General features: G+C 71.3%; 17 protein-coding genes. 8 read left to right on the forward strand and 9 right to left on the reverse strand.

The annotated features are described in order from the left end of the window. Positions 1–46: 46 nt before the first annotated feature. Positions 47–940 (forward strand): serine hydrolase, encoded by an 894-nt coding sequence (locus QRX60_RS09625; protein ID WP_286000419.1) that lies wholly within the window; start codon positions 47–49, stop codon positions 938–940. 9 nt (positions 941–949) lie between these two features. Here QRX60_RS09625 and QRX60_RS09630 read toward each other — a convergent pair whose 3' ends face one another. Both QRX60_RS09630 and QRX60_RS09635 read right to left on the reverse strand, forming a co-directional pair. Next, entirely contained in the window at positions 950–2,158 is a 1,209-nt protein-coding gene (locus QRX60_RS09630; RefSeq protein ID WP_286000420.1) for an alpha/beta hydrolase, read from the reverse strand. Between the two features lie 146 nt (positions 2,159–2,304). Then, positions 2,305–3,267, reverse strand: a complete 963-nt coding sequence (locus QRX60_RS09635; RefSeq protein WP_286000421.1) for an alpha/beta hydrolase — start codon at positions 3,265–3,267, stop codon at positions 2,305–2,307. Between the two features lie 156 nt (positions 3,268–3,423). Here QRX60_RS09635 and QRX60_RS09640 point away from each other — a divergent pair, with 156 nt between their 5' ends. Both QRX60_RS09640 and QRX60_RS09645 read left to right on the forward strand, forming a co-directional pair. Next, complete coding sequence (locus QRX60_RS09640; protein WP_286000422.1) at positions 3,424–3,876, forward strand: MarR family winged helix-turn-helix transcriptional regulator; 453 nt, start codon at positions 3,424–3,426, stop codon at positions 3,874–3,876. A 22-nt stretch (positions 3,877–3,898) separates the two neighbouring features. After that, positions 3,899–4,840 carry an SAM-dependent methyltransferase gene (locus QRX60_RS09645; protein ID WP_286000423.1) on the forward strand — a complete coding sequence of 314 codons (942 nt, stop codon included), beginning with the start codon at positions 3,899–3,901 and terminating at the stop codon, positions 4,838–4,840. Here QRX60_RS09645 and QRX60_RS09650 read toward each other — a convergent pair. Next, the gene (locus QRX60_RS09650; RefSeq protein ID WP_286000424.1) at positions 4,837–5,775 is read right to left on the reverse strand and encodes a patatin-like phospholipase family protein; all 939 of its coding nucleotides are present in this window, start codon (positions 5,773–5,775) and stop codon (positions 4,837–4,839) included. The genes QRX60_RS09645 and QRX60_RS09650 overlap by 4 nt on opposite strands. Positions 5,776–5,881: 106 nt before the next feature. Here QRX60_RS09650 and QRX60_RS09655 point away from each other — a divergent pair, with 106 nt between their 5' ends. The 3 genes from QRX60_RS09655 (at position 5,882) to QRX60_RS09665 (ending at position 9,500) form a co-directional block, all read left to right on the forward strand. Beyond that, complete coding sequence (locus QRX60_RS09655) at positions 5,882–6,424, forward strand: PadR family transcriptional regulator (protein WP_286000425.1); 543 nt, start codon at positions 5,882–5,884, stop codon at positions 6,422–6,424. Next, positions 6,424–8,436 carry an NADPH-dependent 2,4-dienoyl-CoA reductase gene (locus QRX60_RS09660; RefSeq protein ID WP_286000426.1) on the forward strand — a complete coding sequence of 671 codons (2,013 nt, stop codon included), beginning with the start codon at positions 6,424–6,426 and terminating at the stop codon, positions 8,434–8,436. The genes QRX60_RS09655 and QRX60_RS09660 overlap by 1 nt, the downstream gene beginning before the upstream one ends. 110 nt (positions 8,437–8,546) lie before the next feature. Next, the gene (locus QRX60_RS09665; protein WP_286003543.1) at positions 8,547–9,500 is read left to right on the forward strand and encodes a prephenate dehydrogenase; all 954 of its coding nucleotides are present in this window, start codon (positions 8,547–8,549) and stop codon (positions 9,498–9,500) included. A gap of 67 nt (positions 9,501–9,567) precedes the next feature. Here the strand turns inward: QRX60_RS09665 and QRX60_RS09670 are convergent, their stop codons facing one another. Beyond that, positions 9,568–9,777 (reverse strand): antitoxin, encoded by a 210-nt coding sequence (locus tag QRX60_RS09670; RefSeq protein WP_286000427.1) that lies wholly within the window; start codon positions 9,775–9,777, stop codon positions 9,568–9,570. A 24-nt stretch (positions 9,778–9,801) separates the two neighbouring features. Then, on the reverse strand, positions 9,802–11,769 hold the full coding sequence (locus QRX60_RS09675) for an FUSC family protein (RefSeq protein WP_286000428.1): 1,968 nt from the start codon (positions 11,767–11,769) through the stop codon (positions 9,802–9,804). A 68-nt stretch (positions 11,770–11,837) separates the two neighbouring features. On the opposite strand from QRX60_RS09675, the gene QRX60_RS09680 reads away from it, so the two are divergent. Beyond that, a complete protein-coding gene (locus tag QRX60_RS09680; RefSeq protein ID WP_286000429.1) occupies positions 11,838–12,287 on the forward strand; it encodes an SRPBCC family protein in 450 nt (149 codons plus the stop codon). A 103-nt stretch (positions 12,288–12,390) separates the two neighbouring features. After that, positions 12,391–13,161 (forward strand): polysaccharide deacetylase family protein, encoded by a 771-nt coding sequence (locus tag QRX60_RS09685; RefSeq protein ID WP_286000430.1) that lies wholly within the window; start codon positions 12,391–12,393, stop codon positions 13,159–13,161. On the opposite strand, the gene QRX60_RS09690 is transcribed toward QRX60_RS09685, so the two are convergent. From QRX60_RS09690 to QRX60_RS09705, 4 genes are all read right to left on the reverse strand, one after another. After that, positions 13,158–13,631 (reverse strand): carboxypeptidase regulatory-like domain-containing protein, encoded by a 474-nt coding sequence (locus QRX60_RS09690; RefSeq protein ID WP_286000431.1) that lies wholly within the window; start codon positions 13,629–13,631, stop codon positions 13,158–13,160. The two genes, QRX60_RS09685 and QRX60_RS09690, sit on opposite strands and share 4 nt — an antisense overlap. Beyond that, positions 13,628–14,233: an RNA polymerase sigma factor gene (locus QRX60_RS09695; RefSeq protein ID WP_286000432.1), complete on the reverse strand. Its 606-nt coding sequence runs from the start codon at positions 14,231–14,233 to the stop codon at positions 13,628–13,630. Before QRX60_RS09695 ends, QRX60_RS09690 begins: the two co-directional genes overlap by 4 nt. 419 nt (positions 14,234–14,652) lie before the next feature. Continuing rightward, on the reverse strand, positions 14,653–15,324 hold the full coding sequence (locus QRX60_RS09700) for an SGNH/GDSL hydrolase family protein (protein WP_286000433.1): 672 nt from the start codon (positions 15,322–15,324) through the stop codon (positions 14,653–14,655). Between the two features lie 10 nt (positions 15,325–15,334). After that, positions 15,335–15,943, reverse strand: a complete 609-nt coding sequence (locus tag QRX60_RS09705; RefSeq protein WP_286000434.1) for an NAD(P)-dependent oxidoreductase — start codon at positions 15,941–15,943, stop codon at positions 15,335–15,337. Between the last annotated feature and the right edge of the window lie 20 nt (positions 15,944–15,963).

The following is a 15,963-nucleotide window of genomic DNA, read 5'->3' on the forward strand; positions in this document are numbered from 1 at the left end:
CACCCGATCCGGGGAACGCCAGGCCGCGCTCCCGGCAATCCGGATCATGCGCAAGCTGAGCGGCATCTTCCTGGTGGGACTGTGTGTGGGGGCGATCGGCGCGGTGGCCGTGACGATCGGTCACGGTGCGGCTCAGGCGCCGCGGGCGATCGCCGCCACCGAAGCGCTGACAACGATGTCTGAAATGCCCGGCACACCGAGCCCGGCTCCCGAGCCGACGCCGGCTCCGACGCCCACTCCGTCGCCCACGCCCAAGCCCGAGTCCAAGCCCGAGTCCAAGGTGGACGCCGCCGGGCTGGACCGGCTGGTGCCCGGAGGCACCGTCAGCGTCGTCGTGTTCGACCGCCAGCTCGGATCGACGACCGTCTCGGTGCACGCGGACCGCGGATACACCTCGGCGTCGCTCGTGAAGCTCTTGATCGCCTTGGCCGTGCTCGAGCGGGGCGGTCCCGTGGCGGACGTGCAGCGGATGCTGTCCCGCAGCGACGACGACCTCGCGAGCCGGTTCTGGACGGCTTACGGCGGCCCGTCGATCGTGACGCGCTGGGCCGCGAAGATCGGCCTCACCGGCACCCGGCCGCCCACCGATCCCGGGCGGTGGGGCGACACGCGGATCACGGCGAAGGACGTGGTGCGGCTCTACCAGTACGTGCTGGCACACGGGCCCGCCGCGATCCTGGCCGCGCTGCGGGCCGCGACCGAGCGGGGTTCGGACGGTTTCCGCCAGTACTTCGGCATCCCGGATGCGGCCGGCGACCGGCCGTGGGCGGTCAAACAGGGCTGGTCGTGCTGCGGGCCGACGCGGATGCTGCACACCTCGGGCCTGGTCGGTGCCGACGAGCGGTACATCGTGGCGGTGCTCAGCGAGCACCCGTCCTCGGTCGACTACGCGACCGCCTCGAAACGGGTGACGTCGGTGGTCTCGGCGCTGCTCGGCTGACGGCCGTGGCTACTGGTCCTTGTCGGCCAGTGCTCCTTGCGCCCCCGAGCGGGGCAGCGGCCAGGGCAGCGCCCCGCCGGTCGTCTCCAGCTGGCGGCCCGCCGGGGCCGGGCCCGACATGTGCGCCCCGATCCACGCCAGGACGTCCGGGATCTGGGACTTGAACGTGTTCATGTTGTGGCCGGCGTCCTTGATCCGCCACGACGACAACTGGACCGGCGGCCGCGCGGCCGCGCGGATCCGGTCGATCGAGGCGCTTTCGTTGGCCTCCTTGTCGCCCGCGATCGCCAGGATGTCGATCGGTGCGGGGTGGAGACCGACGTTGATGCGGACATTGTTGGCGTCGTTGATGTCCTGGCGGTTCTTGAACAGGTTTTCCGTCTCCGCGTCGATCTGGGCCTTGTCGTAGCCGCTGACGCTGACCGCCTGGCCGTACCACTGGGGATGCCGGGTCACCAGGTTCATCGCGCAGTAGCCGCCGGAGGACCAGCCCGCGATCGTCCACGCCCGCCGGTTCTGCGACACGCCCAGCTTCTGCAGGGCCCAGTCGTGCAGGTCGGCCGTCAGGTACGTGTCGTTCGCCGAGCCGTCGACCTCGTCGACGCACTCGGTGTCGTGGCCGACCTTCGGGACGCCCGTCGGGTCCGGGACGATCACCACGGTCGGGGGCAGCGCCTTCTTCGCGATCGCCGCGTCGAGCTGCTCCGGCATGTGGTAGCCGCTGGTGAAGACCTCGGGGCCGGACGGGTAGTTCGGGATCCACTCGATCGCCGGGAACTTCAGTTCCTTGTACGCCGCGTCGAAGTACTGCGGGGGCAGGTAGACCGTCACGTCGCGGGTCAGCTTGGTGCGCCGGCCCGTCACCTTCATGTGGACGACCGTCCCCTTGCCCTCGCGCGCGTGCGCCACCCCCGTGTCGCGCAGTTTGTCGAGGTCTTCGCCGTTCTGCGCCGCTTCGGCGTCGGTGCCCGGGGCGGCGTAGACGCCGGTGCCGAGCAGGGACCCGACGGTCGGGAAGAACCCGCCGATCATGTTGCCCGCCATGGCGGTCGAGAGCACGACGAGCACGACCGCGAGCAGGGTCGTGGCGCTGCGCCACAGCCGCTTGCGCTTCCAGCGGTCCCAGAACCACGGGACCGCGATGATCGCGAGCAGCGTCAGCACGACCACCACGATCATGTTGACCGGCGAGTCCAGCCGGATGCTGCTCAGGTGCATGGGTTCGGTCCTTCCGGGCGGGCAGGAATGCGCGCCCGGGTCGGTCGGGAGTCGCGTATATATCACGTTTGAGCAGGCATGCACGTTGCGGCCCTGTGAGTTGGGTCATAGGGCCGCAACGCGGTGCGGACTCAGCGTTCTCTCAGTTATTCGGCCAAAGCCCGCGTCAGGACCGTGATGGCCTGGGTGATCGCCGCCTCGGCGGCGTGGGTCTCGCGCAGCGCGTTGACCATCACGAAGTCGTGGATGATCCCCTGGTACCGCACGGCCGTGACCGGCACGCCGGCCTGACGCAGCTTCGCCGCGTACGCCTCGCCTTCGTCGCGAAGCACGTCCGCCTCGCCGGTGATCACCAGCGCCGGCGGCAGCTCGGCCAGCTCGTCGAGCGACGCGCGCAGCGGGGACGCGGTGATCTCCGCTCGCTGCGCGGGATCCGTCGTGTACTGGTCCCAGAACCACTTCATGCCTTCGCGGCCGAGGAAGTAGCCCTCGGCGAACTTCGTGTACGACTCGGTGTCGAAGTTCGCGTCGGTCACCGGGTAGAAGAGCACCTGCTGGCGGAAGGTGACGTCGCCGCGCTGCTTGGCCAGGATCGTCAGCGCCGCGGTCATGTTCCCGCCGACGGAGTCGCCGGCGATCGCGATGCGCGAGGGGTCGAGCCCCTTCTCGGCGCCGTGCTCGGCGACCCACTTCGCCACGGCGTAGCTCTGCTCGATGGCGACCGGGTAGCGCGCCTCGGGCGAGCGGTCGTATTCGGGGAAGACGACGGCGGCACCGACACCGGCGGCCAGTTCGCGCACCAAGCGCTGGTGGGTGTGGAAGTCGCCGAACACCCAGCCGGCGCCGTGGACGTAGACGATCACCGGCAGCGGGCCTTCGACGCCGGCCGGGCGGACGATCCGGGTCTCGACCTCGCCGGTGGGGCCGCCGGGGACCTGCAGGACCTCGATCTCGGCGTCGGCCATGGCGACGTCGCCGTCTTGGACGCCGTCGACGGCCTTGCGCCCTTCCGCCGGCGGCAGCTGGAACAGGTAGGGCGGCTGGTCGGTGGCCTCGGCGAACGCCTGCGCGGCCGGTTCCAGGGCGAGGTTGTGCGGGTTGGCGGTCATGTCGTCCTCCTCGGGGGGCGTGAAGCTGACACGACTGAAGGTAGCCCTCAACTGAGTTGTGCACAACTGAATTGTGTCCAATGAGATTAAGGGCACTTGAGTTGTCTTCCGAAGCCGCGCCGAGGACCATGGAGTGTCACGAGCAAGGAGGACGCGATGGCATCACTGCGACTGGACGACCAGCTCTGCTTCGGCCTGTACTCGGCGTCGCGCGCGGTGACGTCGCTGTACCGGGTCGTCCTGGACGGCCTCGGCCTGACCTACCCCCAGTACCTCGTCATGCTGGCCCTCTGGGAGCGCGACGACCGCCTGGTCAAGGAGCTCGGCGCCGAGCTGAACCTCGACTCGGGCACGCTGTCGCCGCTGCTCAAGCGGCTGCACGCGGCCGGGCTGGTGGAGCGCAACCGGCAGGCCGACGACGAGCGCGCGGTCATGGTCAGCCTCAGCGACGCCGGGAAGGCGCTGCGCGCGAAGGCCGAGGGCGTCCCGGACGTCATCGGCGACGCGATGGGCCTGGACGAAGCCGGGATCGCCCGGATGCGCAAGGAACTGGACCGGTTGGCGGAGTCCGTGAACGCCTACCGGGAAGCGCTGTCCCCGGCTGGCTAACATGGCCGCGAAGGGGATGGTCATGATCAACCACGACGACGCGCTCAAGGCCGTCGAGAGCAGTCTCGACCGGCCGTCGGCGGCGCGGATCTACGACTACTTCATCGGCGGGCACACGAACTACGCGATCGACCGCGAGTTCGCCGAGAAGGTCCGGGCCCGGCTGCCGCTCATGGGTGAGTACTGCCTGACGAGCCGCCAGTTCCTCGGCCGCGCGGTCCGCCAGTGCGTGCGGGAGGGCATCCGGCAGTTCGTCGACATCGGGTCCGGGCTGCCGACCGCGGGCAACGTCCACGAAGTCGCCGACGAAGAGCGAGAAGAGCTCGACACGCGCGTGCTCTACATCGACAACGAGCCGATCGCCCTCGCGCATTCGACGCTGCTGCTCGCCGACACCGCCGACCCGGAGCGCCACCACGCCATCGCCGCGGACTTCCTGCAGCCGGAGGACCTCTGGGACCGCGTGGCCGCTTCGGACGTGATCGACGTGCGCGAGCCGATCGCCCTGGTGATCAACGCCGTCATGCACTTCATCAAGGACGAGCAGAACCCCGACGAGCTGCTCGGGTACTACCGGGAGCGGCTGGCGCCCGGCTCGCTGCTGGTGCTGTCGCAGATGACCAACGAGAACCCGGTCAACGACGACGAGCGGCAGGCGCTGATCGACCTGCTCGAGTACTACGAGACCACGACGAACCCGGGTTTCCTGCGGCCGATGGCCGAGTTCGAACGCTTCTTCGGCGGGTGGCCGATGCTGGAGCCGGGGCTAGTCTACGCGCCGGCCTGGCACCCGGACGAGCGGACGGTGTTCGCCGGCTCGCCGTCGGAGTCGCGGGTGATCGGCGGCGTCGCGCGCAAGCCCGGCCCGTACAGCCTCGCCCGCGATGCAGTGAATGACTCATTCACCTCGTCCGGCGACATGAATGACTCATTCATGTCGTCGGACCAGCCCCGCAAGCCCTAGGAGGCTGCCCGCAGCCCTTCGAGCACGTCGAGCACCGCGCTCCTGCCCAGGTCGACAGCCTTGCGCAGCACCTCGGGGTCGCGCTCCAGCACCGCCACGTCCGGGGACCCGGCGGGCGGCCGGACGGTGAGGATCCGCGGGTCGGACGCCAAGACCTCCTCGTCTTCGACGTCGCGGCGGTAGGTGTCGCGCCAGGCTTCGATCGCGCCCGGGGCTTGGCGGCGCAGGAAACGCGGCACCACGACGTCGTGCACGCGCGGCGGCGGCAGCGGCAGCTCGTCCGCGCGGCGGGTGCGCAGTACGAGGACGTCGGTCGCGTCCTGGGCCAGCGCCGTGCGGTACGGGATCGGTTCGGCGACGCCCGCGTCGACGAACCGGCGGCCGGTCATCGGGATCGGCGGGCCGGCCAGCACCGGCATGCAGGACGACGCCGCCAGCGCGACCTTGATCGCGTCGACGTCGTCGAGAAAGGGGTGGAGGTCGGTCGACTCCCCCGTGTCCGCATCGGTGGCCAGCGGGTGGAAGGTCACCGGGTTGGCCAGGATCGCCGGGAAGTCCATCGGCTCCAGCACCGAGTAGACCTGGTGGACGAGGTACTCCAGGTCGATCACCGCGCGGCCGCGCAGGGTGTGCAGCGGGTTGATGATCCGGCGCATGACCACCGGGTTCCACCAGGTCCGGACGCCGGTCGACGACCGGCCGCAGAGCAGCCACGCGCCGTTCAGCGCGCCGGCCGACGAGCCGTAGACGGCGTCGAACGCCGGCGTGACGCCCAGTTCGTCCAGCGCCAGGACCATGCCGCTCGAATACGTGCCGCGGCTGCTGCCGCCTTCGACGGCGAGCGCGAGGCGCCGGCCGTCGGTGCGCTCGCCCGGGACACTGCCCGTCGCCATCCGTTCCGAGATCAGTTCGAGTACCGGGTGCACTCCTCCCATCCTCGTCGTTCCGGGCGATCCGTCGACCCGTTTTGTGTCACTCTCGGGGGTGAAGTGATGCGCGCCTCGTTGCACTGCACCTAGTTGCATATGCATGCTGAGGCGCATGGCACTGGAGCACGCGATCCTCGTCTCCCTGTCCGAGCGAGCCGGCTCGGGCTACGAGCTCACGCGCCGCTTCGAGAAGTCGATCGGGCTGTTCTGGAGCGCCACCCACCAGCAGATCTACCGCGTGCTGAAACGGATGGAAGAAGCCGGCTGGGTCGCCGTCGACGTCGTCGCGCAGTCGGGCCGGCCGGACAAGAAGGTCTACACCGTCAGCGACGGCGGACGCGCCGAACTCGTCCGCTGGCTGGCCGAGCCGGACCCGTCGGCCGGGCCCGTCGAACTCGCCGTGAAGATCCGCGGCGCGACCTTCGGCGATCCCGGGGCCGTCGCCGCCGAAATCGTCCGGCACCGCGCGGCCCACGCCGAACGCCTCGACGTCTACCGCCAGATCGAGAAGCGCGACTTCCCCGCGCCCGCCGCCCTCGAAGGCCAGCACCTGCACCAGTACCTGGTCCTGCGCGGCGGCATCCGCGTCGAAGAGGGCCAGGTCGAGTGGTTCGACGAAGTCCTCGCCGCCCTCCACCACGAGAAGGACGCCTGATGAGCCCCTACCCGAACCTGCTGGCGCCGCTCGACCTCGGCTTCACGACGTTGCGGAACCGCGTGCTCATGGGGTCGATGCACACCGGCCTCGAAGACAAGGCCGCGCACTTCCCCGAGCTGGCCGAGTACTACGCCGAACGCGCCCGCGGTGGCGTCGGGCTGATCGTCACCGGCGGGTTCGCCCCGAACCGCACGGGCTGGCTGCTGCCGCTCGCCTCCAAGCTCACGACGTCCGCCGAAGCCGAGCGGCACCGGCAGCTCACCGCGCCCGTCCACGAGGCGGGCGGCAAGATCGCGCTGCAGGTCCTGCACGCGGGCCGGTACGCCTACCACCCGCTGAGCGTGTCCGCGTCGAGCATCAAGGCGCCGATCAACCCGTTCCGGCCGCGCGCGCTGACCGGCTACGGCGTGCGCAAGCAGATCGAAGCCTTCGCCGACTGCGCCGCTCTCGCGCGCGAGGCGGGCTACGACGGCGTCGAGATCATGGGCTCCGAGGGCTACCTGATCAACCAGTTCCTGGCCGAGCGCACCAACAAGCGCACCGACTCCTGGGGTGGCACCCCCGAGAAGCGCCGCCGGTTCGCCGTCGAGATCGTCAAGCGCACCAGGGAAAAGGCCGGCGACGACTTCATCATCATCTACCGGCTTTCGATGCTCGACCTCGTCCCGGGCGGCCAGCGCTGGGAAGACGTCGTCGCGCTCGCGAAGGACGTCGAGGCCGCCGGCGCGACGATCATCAACACCGGCATCGGCTGGCACGAGGCCCGCGTGCCGACGATCGTGACGTCGGTGCCGCGCGCCGCGTTCACCTGGGTGACCGGGAAGCTCAAGCCGCACGTCGGGATCCCGGTGGTCACGTCGAACCGGATCAACATGCCGCAGGTCGCCGAGGAAGCGCTGAGCAGCGGCGACGCCGATCTCGTGTCGATGGCGCGGCCGTTCCTCGCCGATCCCGAGTGGATCCGGAAGGCCGAGAGCGGCCGCGAGGACGAGATCAACACGTGCATCGCGTGCAACCAGGCCTGCCTCGACCACGCCTTCAAGCGCAAGCTCGTGTCCTGCATGGTCAACCCGCGCGCGGGCCACGAAACCACGCTGACGCTGACGCCCACGCGGCGCTCGAAGCACGTCGCCGTCGTCGGCGCCGGGCCCGCCGGGCTCTCGGCCGCGACCGCACTGGCCGAGCGCGGCCACAGCGTCGAACTGTTCGAAGCCGACGACGAGATCGGCGGCCAGTTCGGCATCGCGCGGAAGATCCCGGGCAAGGAGGAGTTCGCCGAGACGATCCGCTACTACCGGCGGCGCGTCGAGGTGACCGGCGTGAAGCTGCACCTCGGCACCCGCGTAACCGCGAACGACCTGACCGGCTTCGACGAGGTCGTGCTCGCCACCGGTGTCGCGCCGCGCGTGCCGGCGCTGCCCGGGATCGACCACCCGAAGGTGCTGTCGTACGTCGACGTCGTCCGGCACGGGAAGCCGGTCGGCGAGCGGGTCGCGGTGATCGGGGCCGGCGGCATCGGCGTCGACGTCAGCGAGTTCCTGACGCACGCCGGATCGCCCGCGCTCGACCTCGACGCGTGGATGGCCGAGTGGGGGGTCACCGACCCGGAACAGGCGGCGGGCGGGCTCGCGAAGCCGCGGCCCGAGCCGTCGCCGCGGCAGGTGTACCTGCTGCAGCGCAAGAAGTCCGGGATCGGTTCCGGGCTAGGCAAGACGTCGGGCTGGGTGCACCGGGCCGCGCTCAAGGCGAAGCGCGTCGAGCAGATCCCCGGCGTGACGTACGAGCGGATCGACGACGCCGGCCTGCACATCACCGTCGACGGCGTCCCGCGGCTCCTCGAAGTCGACACGGTCGTGGTCTGCGCCGGTCAGGAACCCGTGCGCGAGCTCGCCGGCGAACTGCGTGCCGCCGGCCTCCCGGTGCACCTCATCGGCGGTGCCGACGTCGCCGCCGAACTCGACGCGAAACGCGCGATCGACCAGGGAACGAGGCTCGCCGCCGCGCTGTAGCCCGTGAAGCGTCCGGCACACTTTCTTTCGGGATCCGGGTTGCGGAGCCCCCGGCTCGGGGCGCAGGCCCGGTTGTTACTGGCAGGATGGGCCCCGTGCGAGACGTATGCGTGATCGGGCTCGGGCTGATCGGTGGTTCGCTGCTGCGCGCAGCGGCCGCGAGCGGCCGCACGGCGTTCGGCGCCGCGGTTTCCGAAGTGGACGCCGACGCGGCCAGCAGGGCGGGTTACGACGTCACGACGGACGTCGAAGCGGCCCTGCACCGGGCGGCGGCCGACGAGGCGATGGTCGTGCTGGCCGTCCCGCTGCCGGCCGTCGAGGACCTGCTGCGGCTGGTCTCCCAGCACGCGTCGCACTGCCTGCTCACCGACGTGACCAGCGTGAAAGCGCCGGTACTGGACGCCGTCCGCCGTCGCGTGCCGTACACGCGGTACGTCGGCGGGCACCCGATGGCCGGGACGTCGAGCTCGGGCTGGCTGGCCGGGGACGCCACGCTGTTCCAGGGCGCGGCCTGGGTCGTCGCCGTCGAAGACGACACCGATCTCGAAGCGTGGGCCGAGGTCGCGGGGTTCGTGCTGGACCTCGGGGCGCACGTCGTCCCGCTGCCCGCCGAGTCGCACGACGAAGCCGTCGCCCGGATCTCGCACCTGCCGCACCTGTTCGCGGCGATCCTCGCCACGATCGGCGCCGAGGGCGGGCCACTGGCCATGTCGCTGGCCGCCGGGTCCTACCGCGACGGAACGCGCGTCGCGGGGTCGAACCCGCAGCTCGTGCGCGCCATGACCGAAGGCAACCGGGACGCGCTGCTGCCGATCGTCGACGAAGCCCTCGGCCGGCTCGGCGCCGCGCGCGGTTCGCTCGCCTCGACCGGCGGGCTGGCGGCCACGATCAACGCGGGGTACGAAGGCGCGCAAGCGCTTGCCGCCAGCCTGGACGCCGAGCGCGCCGGCGTCCGGATCAGCCTGTCGGCCCCGGACGCGCGGCAGGGCCTCGTCGCGCTCGGCGAACGCGGCGGCCGGATCACCGGCCTCGCGGACGGGATCGCGACCGGCGAGGTCCAGTAGCCGAACGCCGTGAATGGCACATTCACGGCCTAAGTGTCCGTGAATGTGCCATTCACGGACTTCGGGGCTACCGGGCCGGCGGGGTGTCCGGCGTGTCGTCGAACTTGTTGAGGAAGTCCTTGGCCTTCTCGACGCCGCTGTCGATCTGCGAGTCGTGGCCGGAGAACTTGGACTTCGCGAAGTCCGCGGCCTTGTCCAAGCCCTCCTCGATCTTGTCGTTGTGCTCCCGCAGGGCCTCCTCGGCCTTGCCCTTCAACGCATCGAAGTCGATTCCCATGACGGCAATTGAACAGCACGAACCTCACGTGCGCCTGTGGTAGGGCAGGAACCGCCGGACGAGCCGCAGCGGCGTGCGTTCCACCAGGTCGGGCCCGCGAACGGCGTCGAACGCCGACTCCAGCTGGTCGACCACGCCGGCCAGCTGCGGGCTGTCCGGCAGCGGCACCGACCGCGGCTCGCGCTCCTCGCGGATCGCCGACGCCAGTTCGCCCACCGCCGCGGTGAGCAGCTCGACGTCGCCCGGAGCCGGTGGCGCCACGCCCCGCCCGATCGTCACGCCGACCTCGGTGACGGCGTCCGCCACGCGTTCCTGCGCGGCGATGACCGGCCACCACGCCACCGCCTGGCGGCCGTTCGCGGACGGCTCGACGACGACCTGCTGGAACGCCGTCCGCAGGTCGGCCAGCGCCCGGTAGGCGCCACGCCGGGCCCGCGACCGCGCCAGCCGCGCCTCCCCTTCCGATGCCTCGACGAGCGCGAACGAGACGTACTTCGCGACCGCGTCCAGCCCGTCGGCGAGCCGGCCGCCGACCTGGGGACGGCGGCTTCCCGGCCACAGCAGGTAGCCGAAGACGAGGACGATCGCGCAGCCCAGGACGGTGTCGAGCAGCCGGGCCACGACGACGTCCCAGCTCCCGGTGTTCGCCAGGTCCATCTGCAGGATGATCAACGGCGTCACGAACGCGCTGAGGATGCCGTAGTTGCGCACCTTCCCCACCGCGACGCCACCGGCGAAGATCGCGATCAGGGCGACCAGGATCCAGCCGTGGCCGCCGGCGGCGAGCACGAGCGCGCCGACCCCGACGCCGACGACCGTGCCGATGCCGCGCAGCACCGCGCGGCCGAACACCGAGCCGAAGTCGGGCTTGAGCACGATCCCGACGGTCAGGGTGATCCAGTACGACCGCTCCAGCGGCACGAGCAGGCCGACGACCTCGGCGATCGCGACGCACAACGTCAGCCGCAGCGCGGCGATCCACGTCAGCGGGCCGGACGCCAGCGAGCCCGCCCACGTCCGCAGGCGCCGGTACCAGGGCGTCGGCTCCCGGCGCTTGCGGTCGTCGCCCTTGCCGATCCGGACCAGGCCGGCGTACAGCGCGGCCAGCACCGGGTCGGCGTCGTCGTCCGGCCTCACCGGGGGCTCCGGCAGCGGCTGGCTGGCCAGCACCGACGCCGACAGCGCGACGAAGTGGTCGATGACCTCCTGGGACGCGCGGCGGCCGGAGTTGACCATCGCCACCGACGCCTCGACCGCGGGCGTCGTCGCCGAGAGCAGGTTGAGCAGCTGCCGGTAGGCGGCGTCGCGGCCGGACAGCCACGAGCGGGCGGTGAGCAGCTGGTCGTACGCGGTGTTCATCGCCGTGGTCAGGCGGTGGCGGGCGACGCGTGAGACGGCTTCGTCGGTCGCCGAGAGCATCGCGGCCAGCTCGACGTAGACGTGCGCGACGGCGGTGCGTTCGGGGCTGGTCGCCCGGAACGTCCAGCTGGCGAGCGCCACCGCGAGGCTCCACACCGCGCCGAGGCAGAAGAAGCCGAAGAGGACCTCCACGCGCACGCCGGTCGCGTGCTGGCCGGTGCCGAGCACGCAGAACACGAACATCTGCAGCCCGGCGACCGAGGCGTTGCTGCCGGCCGCGCTGATCAGCGCGGACACCGCCGCGACCAGGATCACCGCGGGCACCGACAGCGCGGGCGTGCCGCCGGTGAGCAGCCCGACGAGGTAGCCCGCGGTCGCCGCCAGCGTCGCACCGCCCAGCCGGCGGGCGCGGTAGCGGTAGGGGCCGGCCGACTCGGACAGGACGGCCGGCAGCGCGCCGGTCGAGATCAGCGCGCCGACGGCGATGTCGCCCGCCGCGTAGGCGACCGCGAGCGGCACGGCCAGCGCGAGGACGGCGCGGGCGACCATGTTCCACGGCACGGGGACCGGCTTGCTGCGCAGGAGCTGGGTCAGCCAGTGCGGCGCGGCGATGTCAGGGCGCGTCGTGCTCACGCCCCCATCTTGACCTACGCTGCGCGGAGCGCTTAATTATCAGTCTGTCAACAACGTGGGAGGTTCCGGTGGGCCGCAAGTTCTCCTTCGAGGTCAACCGCACGAGCACCGCGCCGCCGGCCGCGTTGTTCGCGCTCGAAGCCGACGGCCCGCGCTGGGCGGAGTGGGGAAAGCCACTCATCGTGCAGGCCCGCTGGAAGCGCCAGGGCACCGGCGAGCCGGCCGGGGTCGGCGCCGTCCGCGAGGTCGGCCTCTGGCCGGTGCTGATCCGCGAGGAGACGATCGAGTACGAGCCCGGCCGCAAGCACGTCTACACGTTCTTCGGCGCCAACCCGATCAAGGACTACCGCGCCGAGGTGCTGTTCACGCCGACCGACACCGGCGGCACGCACCTGCGGTGGACCGGGTCGTTCACCGAGCCGGTCAGGGGCAGCGGCCCGATTCTGGCCGCCGGACTCGAACGGGTGATCCGACTGTTCTCCGGCAAGCTGGTCAAGGCGGCCGAAACCCGGCGCTGACCTGGGTGGCCCCGGCCACACCAGATCAGCCGACGCAACTTCACCCCCCACCCCCACGTCACTCTTTCGTGTAGTTCTTCGCTACACGGAAGGGGGGCGCGGGATGAAGCTCGTCGCAGCTGTGGCCGCCGCCGCGGCACTGGCACTGGCACTGACCGCCTGCTCGGCGAACGAGCCGGCGCAGCGGGAGTTCGGCACCAGCCAGCCGAACCCGGCGCCCGGGGGCGGGCCCGAGGCGACGACGTCGGCGCCGTACCCGTTCGGCACGGTCCAGCAGAAGGCACCGGCGATCGCGAACGGCCAGGTCCCGGTCGTCAAGCGGATCCCCACCGACAAGCCGTACGTCTTCCTCACCATGGACGACGGCGCGGTCAAGGACCCCGGCGCGCTGAAGCTCATGCAGCAGAACGGGACCCACCCGGTGCTGTTCCTCAACCAGAAGTACGTGAAGGGCCACGAGGCCTACTTCAAGCAGATCCTCGACGCCACCGGCGCGACGCTCGGCGACCACACGGTCGACCACCCGAACCTCAAGGGCAAGCCGTACGAGTTCCAGCGCAAGGAGATCTGCGACGACGCGGACGACTTCCAGCGCGGGCTCGGCGTGCGGCCGTCGCTGTTCCGCCCGCCATTCGGCAACTACGACCAGAACACGCTGCGCGCGGCGGCCGCGTGCGGGATGCGCGCCGCGGTGCTGTGGACGGCCGCGGTCAACGACGGGCACGTCCAGTTCCAGGCCGGGGACAAGCTCAAGCCGGGCGACGTCGTGCTGATGCACTTCCGCAAGACGTTCGCGGAGGACTACACGGCGTTCGTCGAGCAGGCGAAGAAGGACGGGCTCACCCCCGTCCCCCTGGCCGACTTCCTGGGTTAAAGCACGACCGTCGGCGTCACGACGGTCCGGCGGCACGACACGTCACCGAGGTGCACGAGGATCTGCGTCGTCCCGCGCGGCACGTTGTCGAGCACGAACCGGCCGCCTTCGTCGGCGGTCGTGGACGACGTCCCGTGCTCGGCGACCCGCACCTCGACGCCGTACTGGCCGGCGGGCACGAGCCAGCCGTCGATGCGGTGCAGCTTGCCCATCTTGGTCAGGTTGATCATCACGGTCAGGTCGCTGACGGTGAAGGTGATCGTCCCGGTGCCGCCGCCGCGCACGCCGGCGAGGGTGTCCAGCCGTTCCCACCGCGCGACCTCGACGTCGAGGTCTTCGAGGGCGAGCGCGAACTGGACCCGCTGCACCAGGTCCTCCGGTGGCGGGTCCAGCTCGTCGAGAAAGCGGCCGATGCCGGCCAGGATCACCTCGTCGGAAAAGGCCTCGCCCGGCGCTCCGAGGTCGTTCATCGGCTTCCCCCTTCACTGGCGAGGAGATCGCGCATCTGGTCGAGGCAGCGCCCTCTGGTCGGTCCGACGCTGCCGCGGGGCATGCGCAGCGTCTCGGCGACGAGCTGGTACTCCGCGCGACCCGCGAGCACGGTCAGCCGGAGCAGGTCCTGACAGCGGTGGGGCAGCCGGACGAAGGCGCGCCAGACCCGGCGGTCGCGGTCGGCGCGGACGGCTTCGTCTTCGGGTGCCGGTTGGGTGCTCGGCATGGCTTCGGCGACTTCGTCGCTCAGCGGCACGGGCTGCACGCGGCGGCCGAAGGGGTGGGTGGCCTCGCGCCGGGTGGTCGTGATCAGCCAGGCGGCGAGGGCCTTCGGGTCCCTGAGCTTCCCGAGCTGGCTGAAGAGGGCGAGCCACACGGTCTGGACGACGTCCTCGGCGACCGAGCGGTCGAGGCCGTTGGCCCGGGCGACGTGCCAGACGAGCGGGGTCAGCTCGGCGACGAGGCGGTCCATCGCACGGCGGTCACCCTCCCGGGCGGCCTGCATGCACGCGGCGTGCAGCTCGGCGCCGGTCAAGCCCTCCCAAGGCGGGTCTACCTCTGTGGTTTGCACGTCGGTCACGGTATCTGCCCCTCTTCGGAAAAGTCTTCGAGTCGGCTTCGGCAGTATCGCGGGTCCTTCGGGGGGAAGGAGCGTGCAGGTGGATCTCGGATACATCAATTCACTTACTTCGTCGGTCGCGCTTCCGGTCAATGACGGCTGAGGGAGGTACCGGCCGGCGCGAGCGGGTGACCCACGCCGACCGGTACTCCCCTCCCTCAAGGGCCCGCTCCCCAACGGGCCCGCCGGATGTCCCCTCCCCCGAAGGGCACCCGGCCTACGGTGTCCGGAAGCCCCCTCGGCTCCCGGCCACCGCGCATCGCGAACTCGGCACCCCCTGCCTCGTTCCCATCTCCGTGCTTGGCTGCTCCACAGGACGCAGTGACGGGGCGGCCAGATACCCGAACCGCGAACTTTTTTTGAAGATCGACGCAGTGCGGCTAACCGATCACCGAACGTGCTTCGGCAAGCGTTTGCGCCCACCGCGCGTAGCCCGCCGGGCCGGGGTGGAAGCGATCGGACGCGAACGCGGCGGGGTCGAGCAGCCGCGGGTCCATGGGCAGGTGCGTGACGCCGGGGATCCGGGCGAGGGTGGCGGCGGCGCGGTCGAGGGCGGTCGAGCGGACCGCGAGGACGTCCCGCAGTGGCCTCGGCAGCGCCGGGAAGCGGGACATCGGCGGCACGCCGGCCAGCAGGACGTCGACCGGGCCGAGGCGCCGCCGCAGCTCGACGACCAGTGCCAGCAGGTCACGCCGGTAGCCCGCGGCCGTCCGGAGCTCGATGGTGTCGTTGACGCCGAGGGCGATCACCACCAGGTCGGCCGGGCGGACCAGCGGGACCAGTTCGGCGCGGACGGTCCGGGCGTTGGCGCCGGTCCGGCCGACGGCCTGCCAGCGGACCGCCCGGCCGTCGCGCGCGAGCTCGCGGGCGAGGCAGCCGGTGAGCGCTTCCCCGTGGTGTCCCGCGCCGACGCCGTCCACTGTGGACTCGCCGAGCACGGCCAGGCGGAAGGGCTCGCCGGTGCCCGGCACGAGTCCGTCGGCCGGGCCCGCGGCGCCCGGGAGCCGCGGGGTCTTCCGCTTGACGTAGAGCGCTTGCGCCAGGATCACCATGGGTTCGAAGTTAGCCGTGGGCGATCGAAACCCCGGCCCTGACCAACGTGGGGTCCGCCACCGCGTCGAGCAGGAAGGCGGCGACGTCGGCGCGCCGGATGGTGAACGTGCGGACGTTCCCGTCGAGGCGGCTCGCGACCTTGCCCGTGCGCGGCCCGTCGAGCAGCATCGGCGGGCGGACCACGGTCCAGTCCACGTCGGACGCCGTGACCACGTCCTCCATCGCGAGCATGTCCGCCCAGCCGTGCTTGAGGAACGTGTTGAGCAGCGGTTTCACGAGCGTGCGGGTGAAGAAGCCGTCCCCTTCGGTGTGCATGCCGCTGGCGCTGACGACCAGCAGCCGCTTCGCCCCGGCCCCGAGCGCCGCGCGGGCGCCGTCCGCGCAGACCGTCGTGGGCCCGCGGTCGCGGGAACCCAGCGCCGAGATCACCGCGTCACGCCCCTCGATCGCGGCGGCCAGCTTCTCCCCTTCGTGCAGTTCCGCGACGACGACGTGCGCCGGCAGCTTCAGCCGGGCGGGATCGCGGACGACGGCCGTGACCTCCCAGCCGCGGTCGAGCGCCTGCCCGACGACCTCGCGGCCGACGCCGCCGGTGGCTCCCAGGACGGTGATCTTCATGGTGGTTCCTCCTCGGTTAG

It is taken from the genome of Amycolatopsis mongoliensis, from assembly GCF_030285665.1.
GTDB lineage: Bacteria > Actinomycetota > Actinomycetes > Mycobacteriales > Pseudonocardiaceae > Amycolatopsis > Amycolatopsis mongoliensis.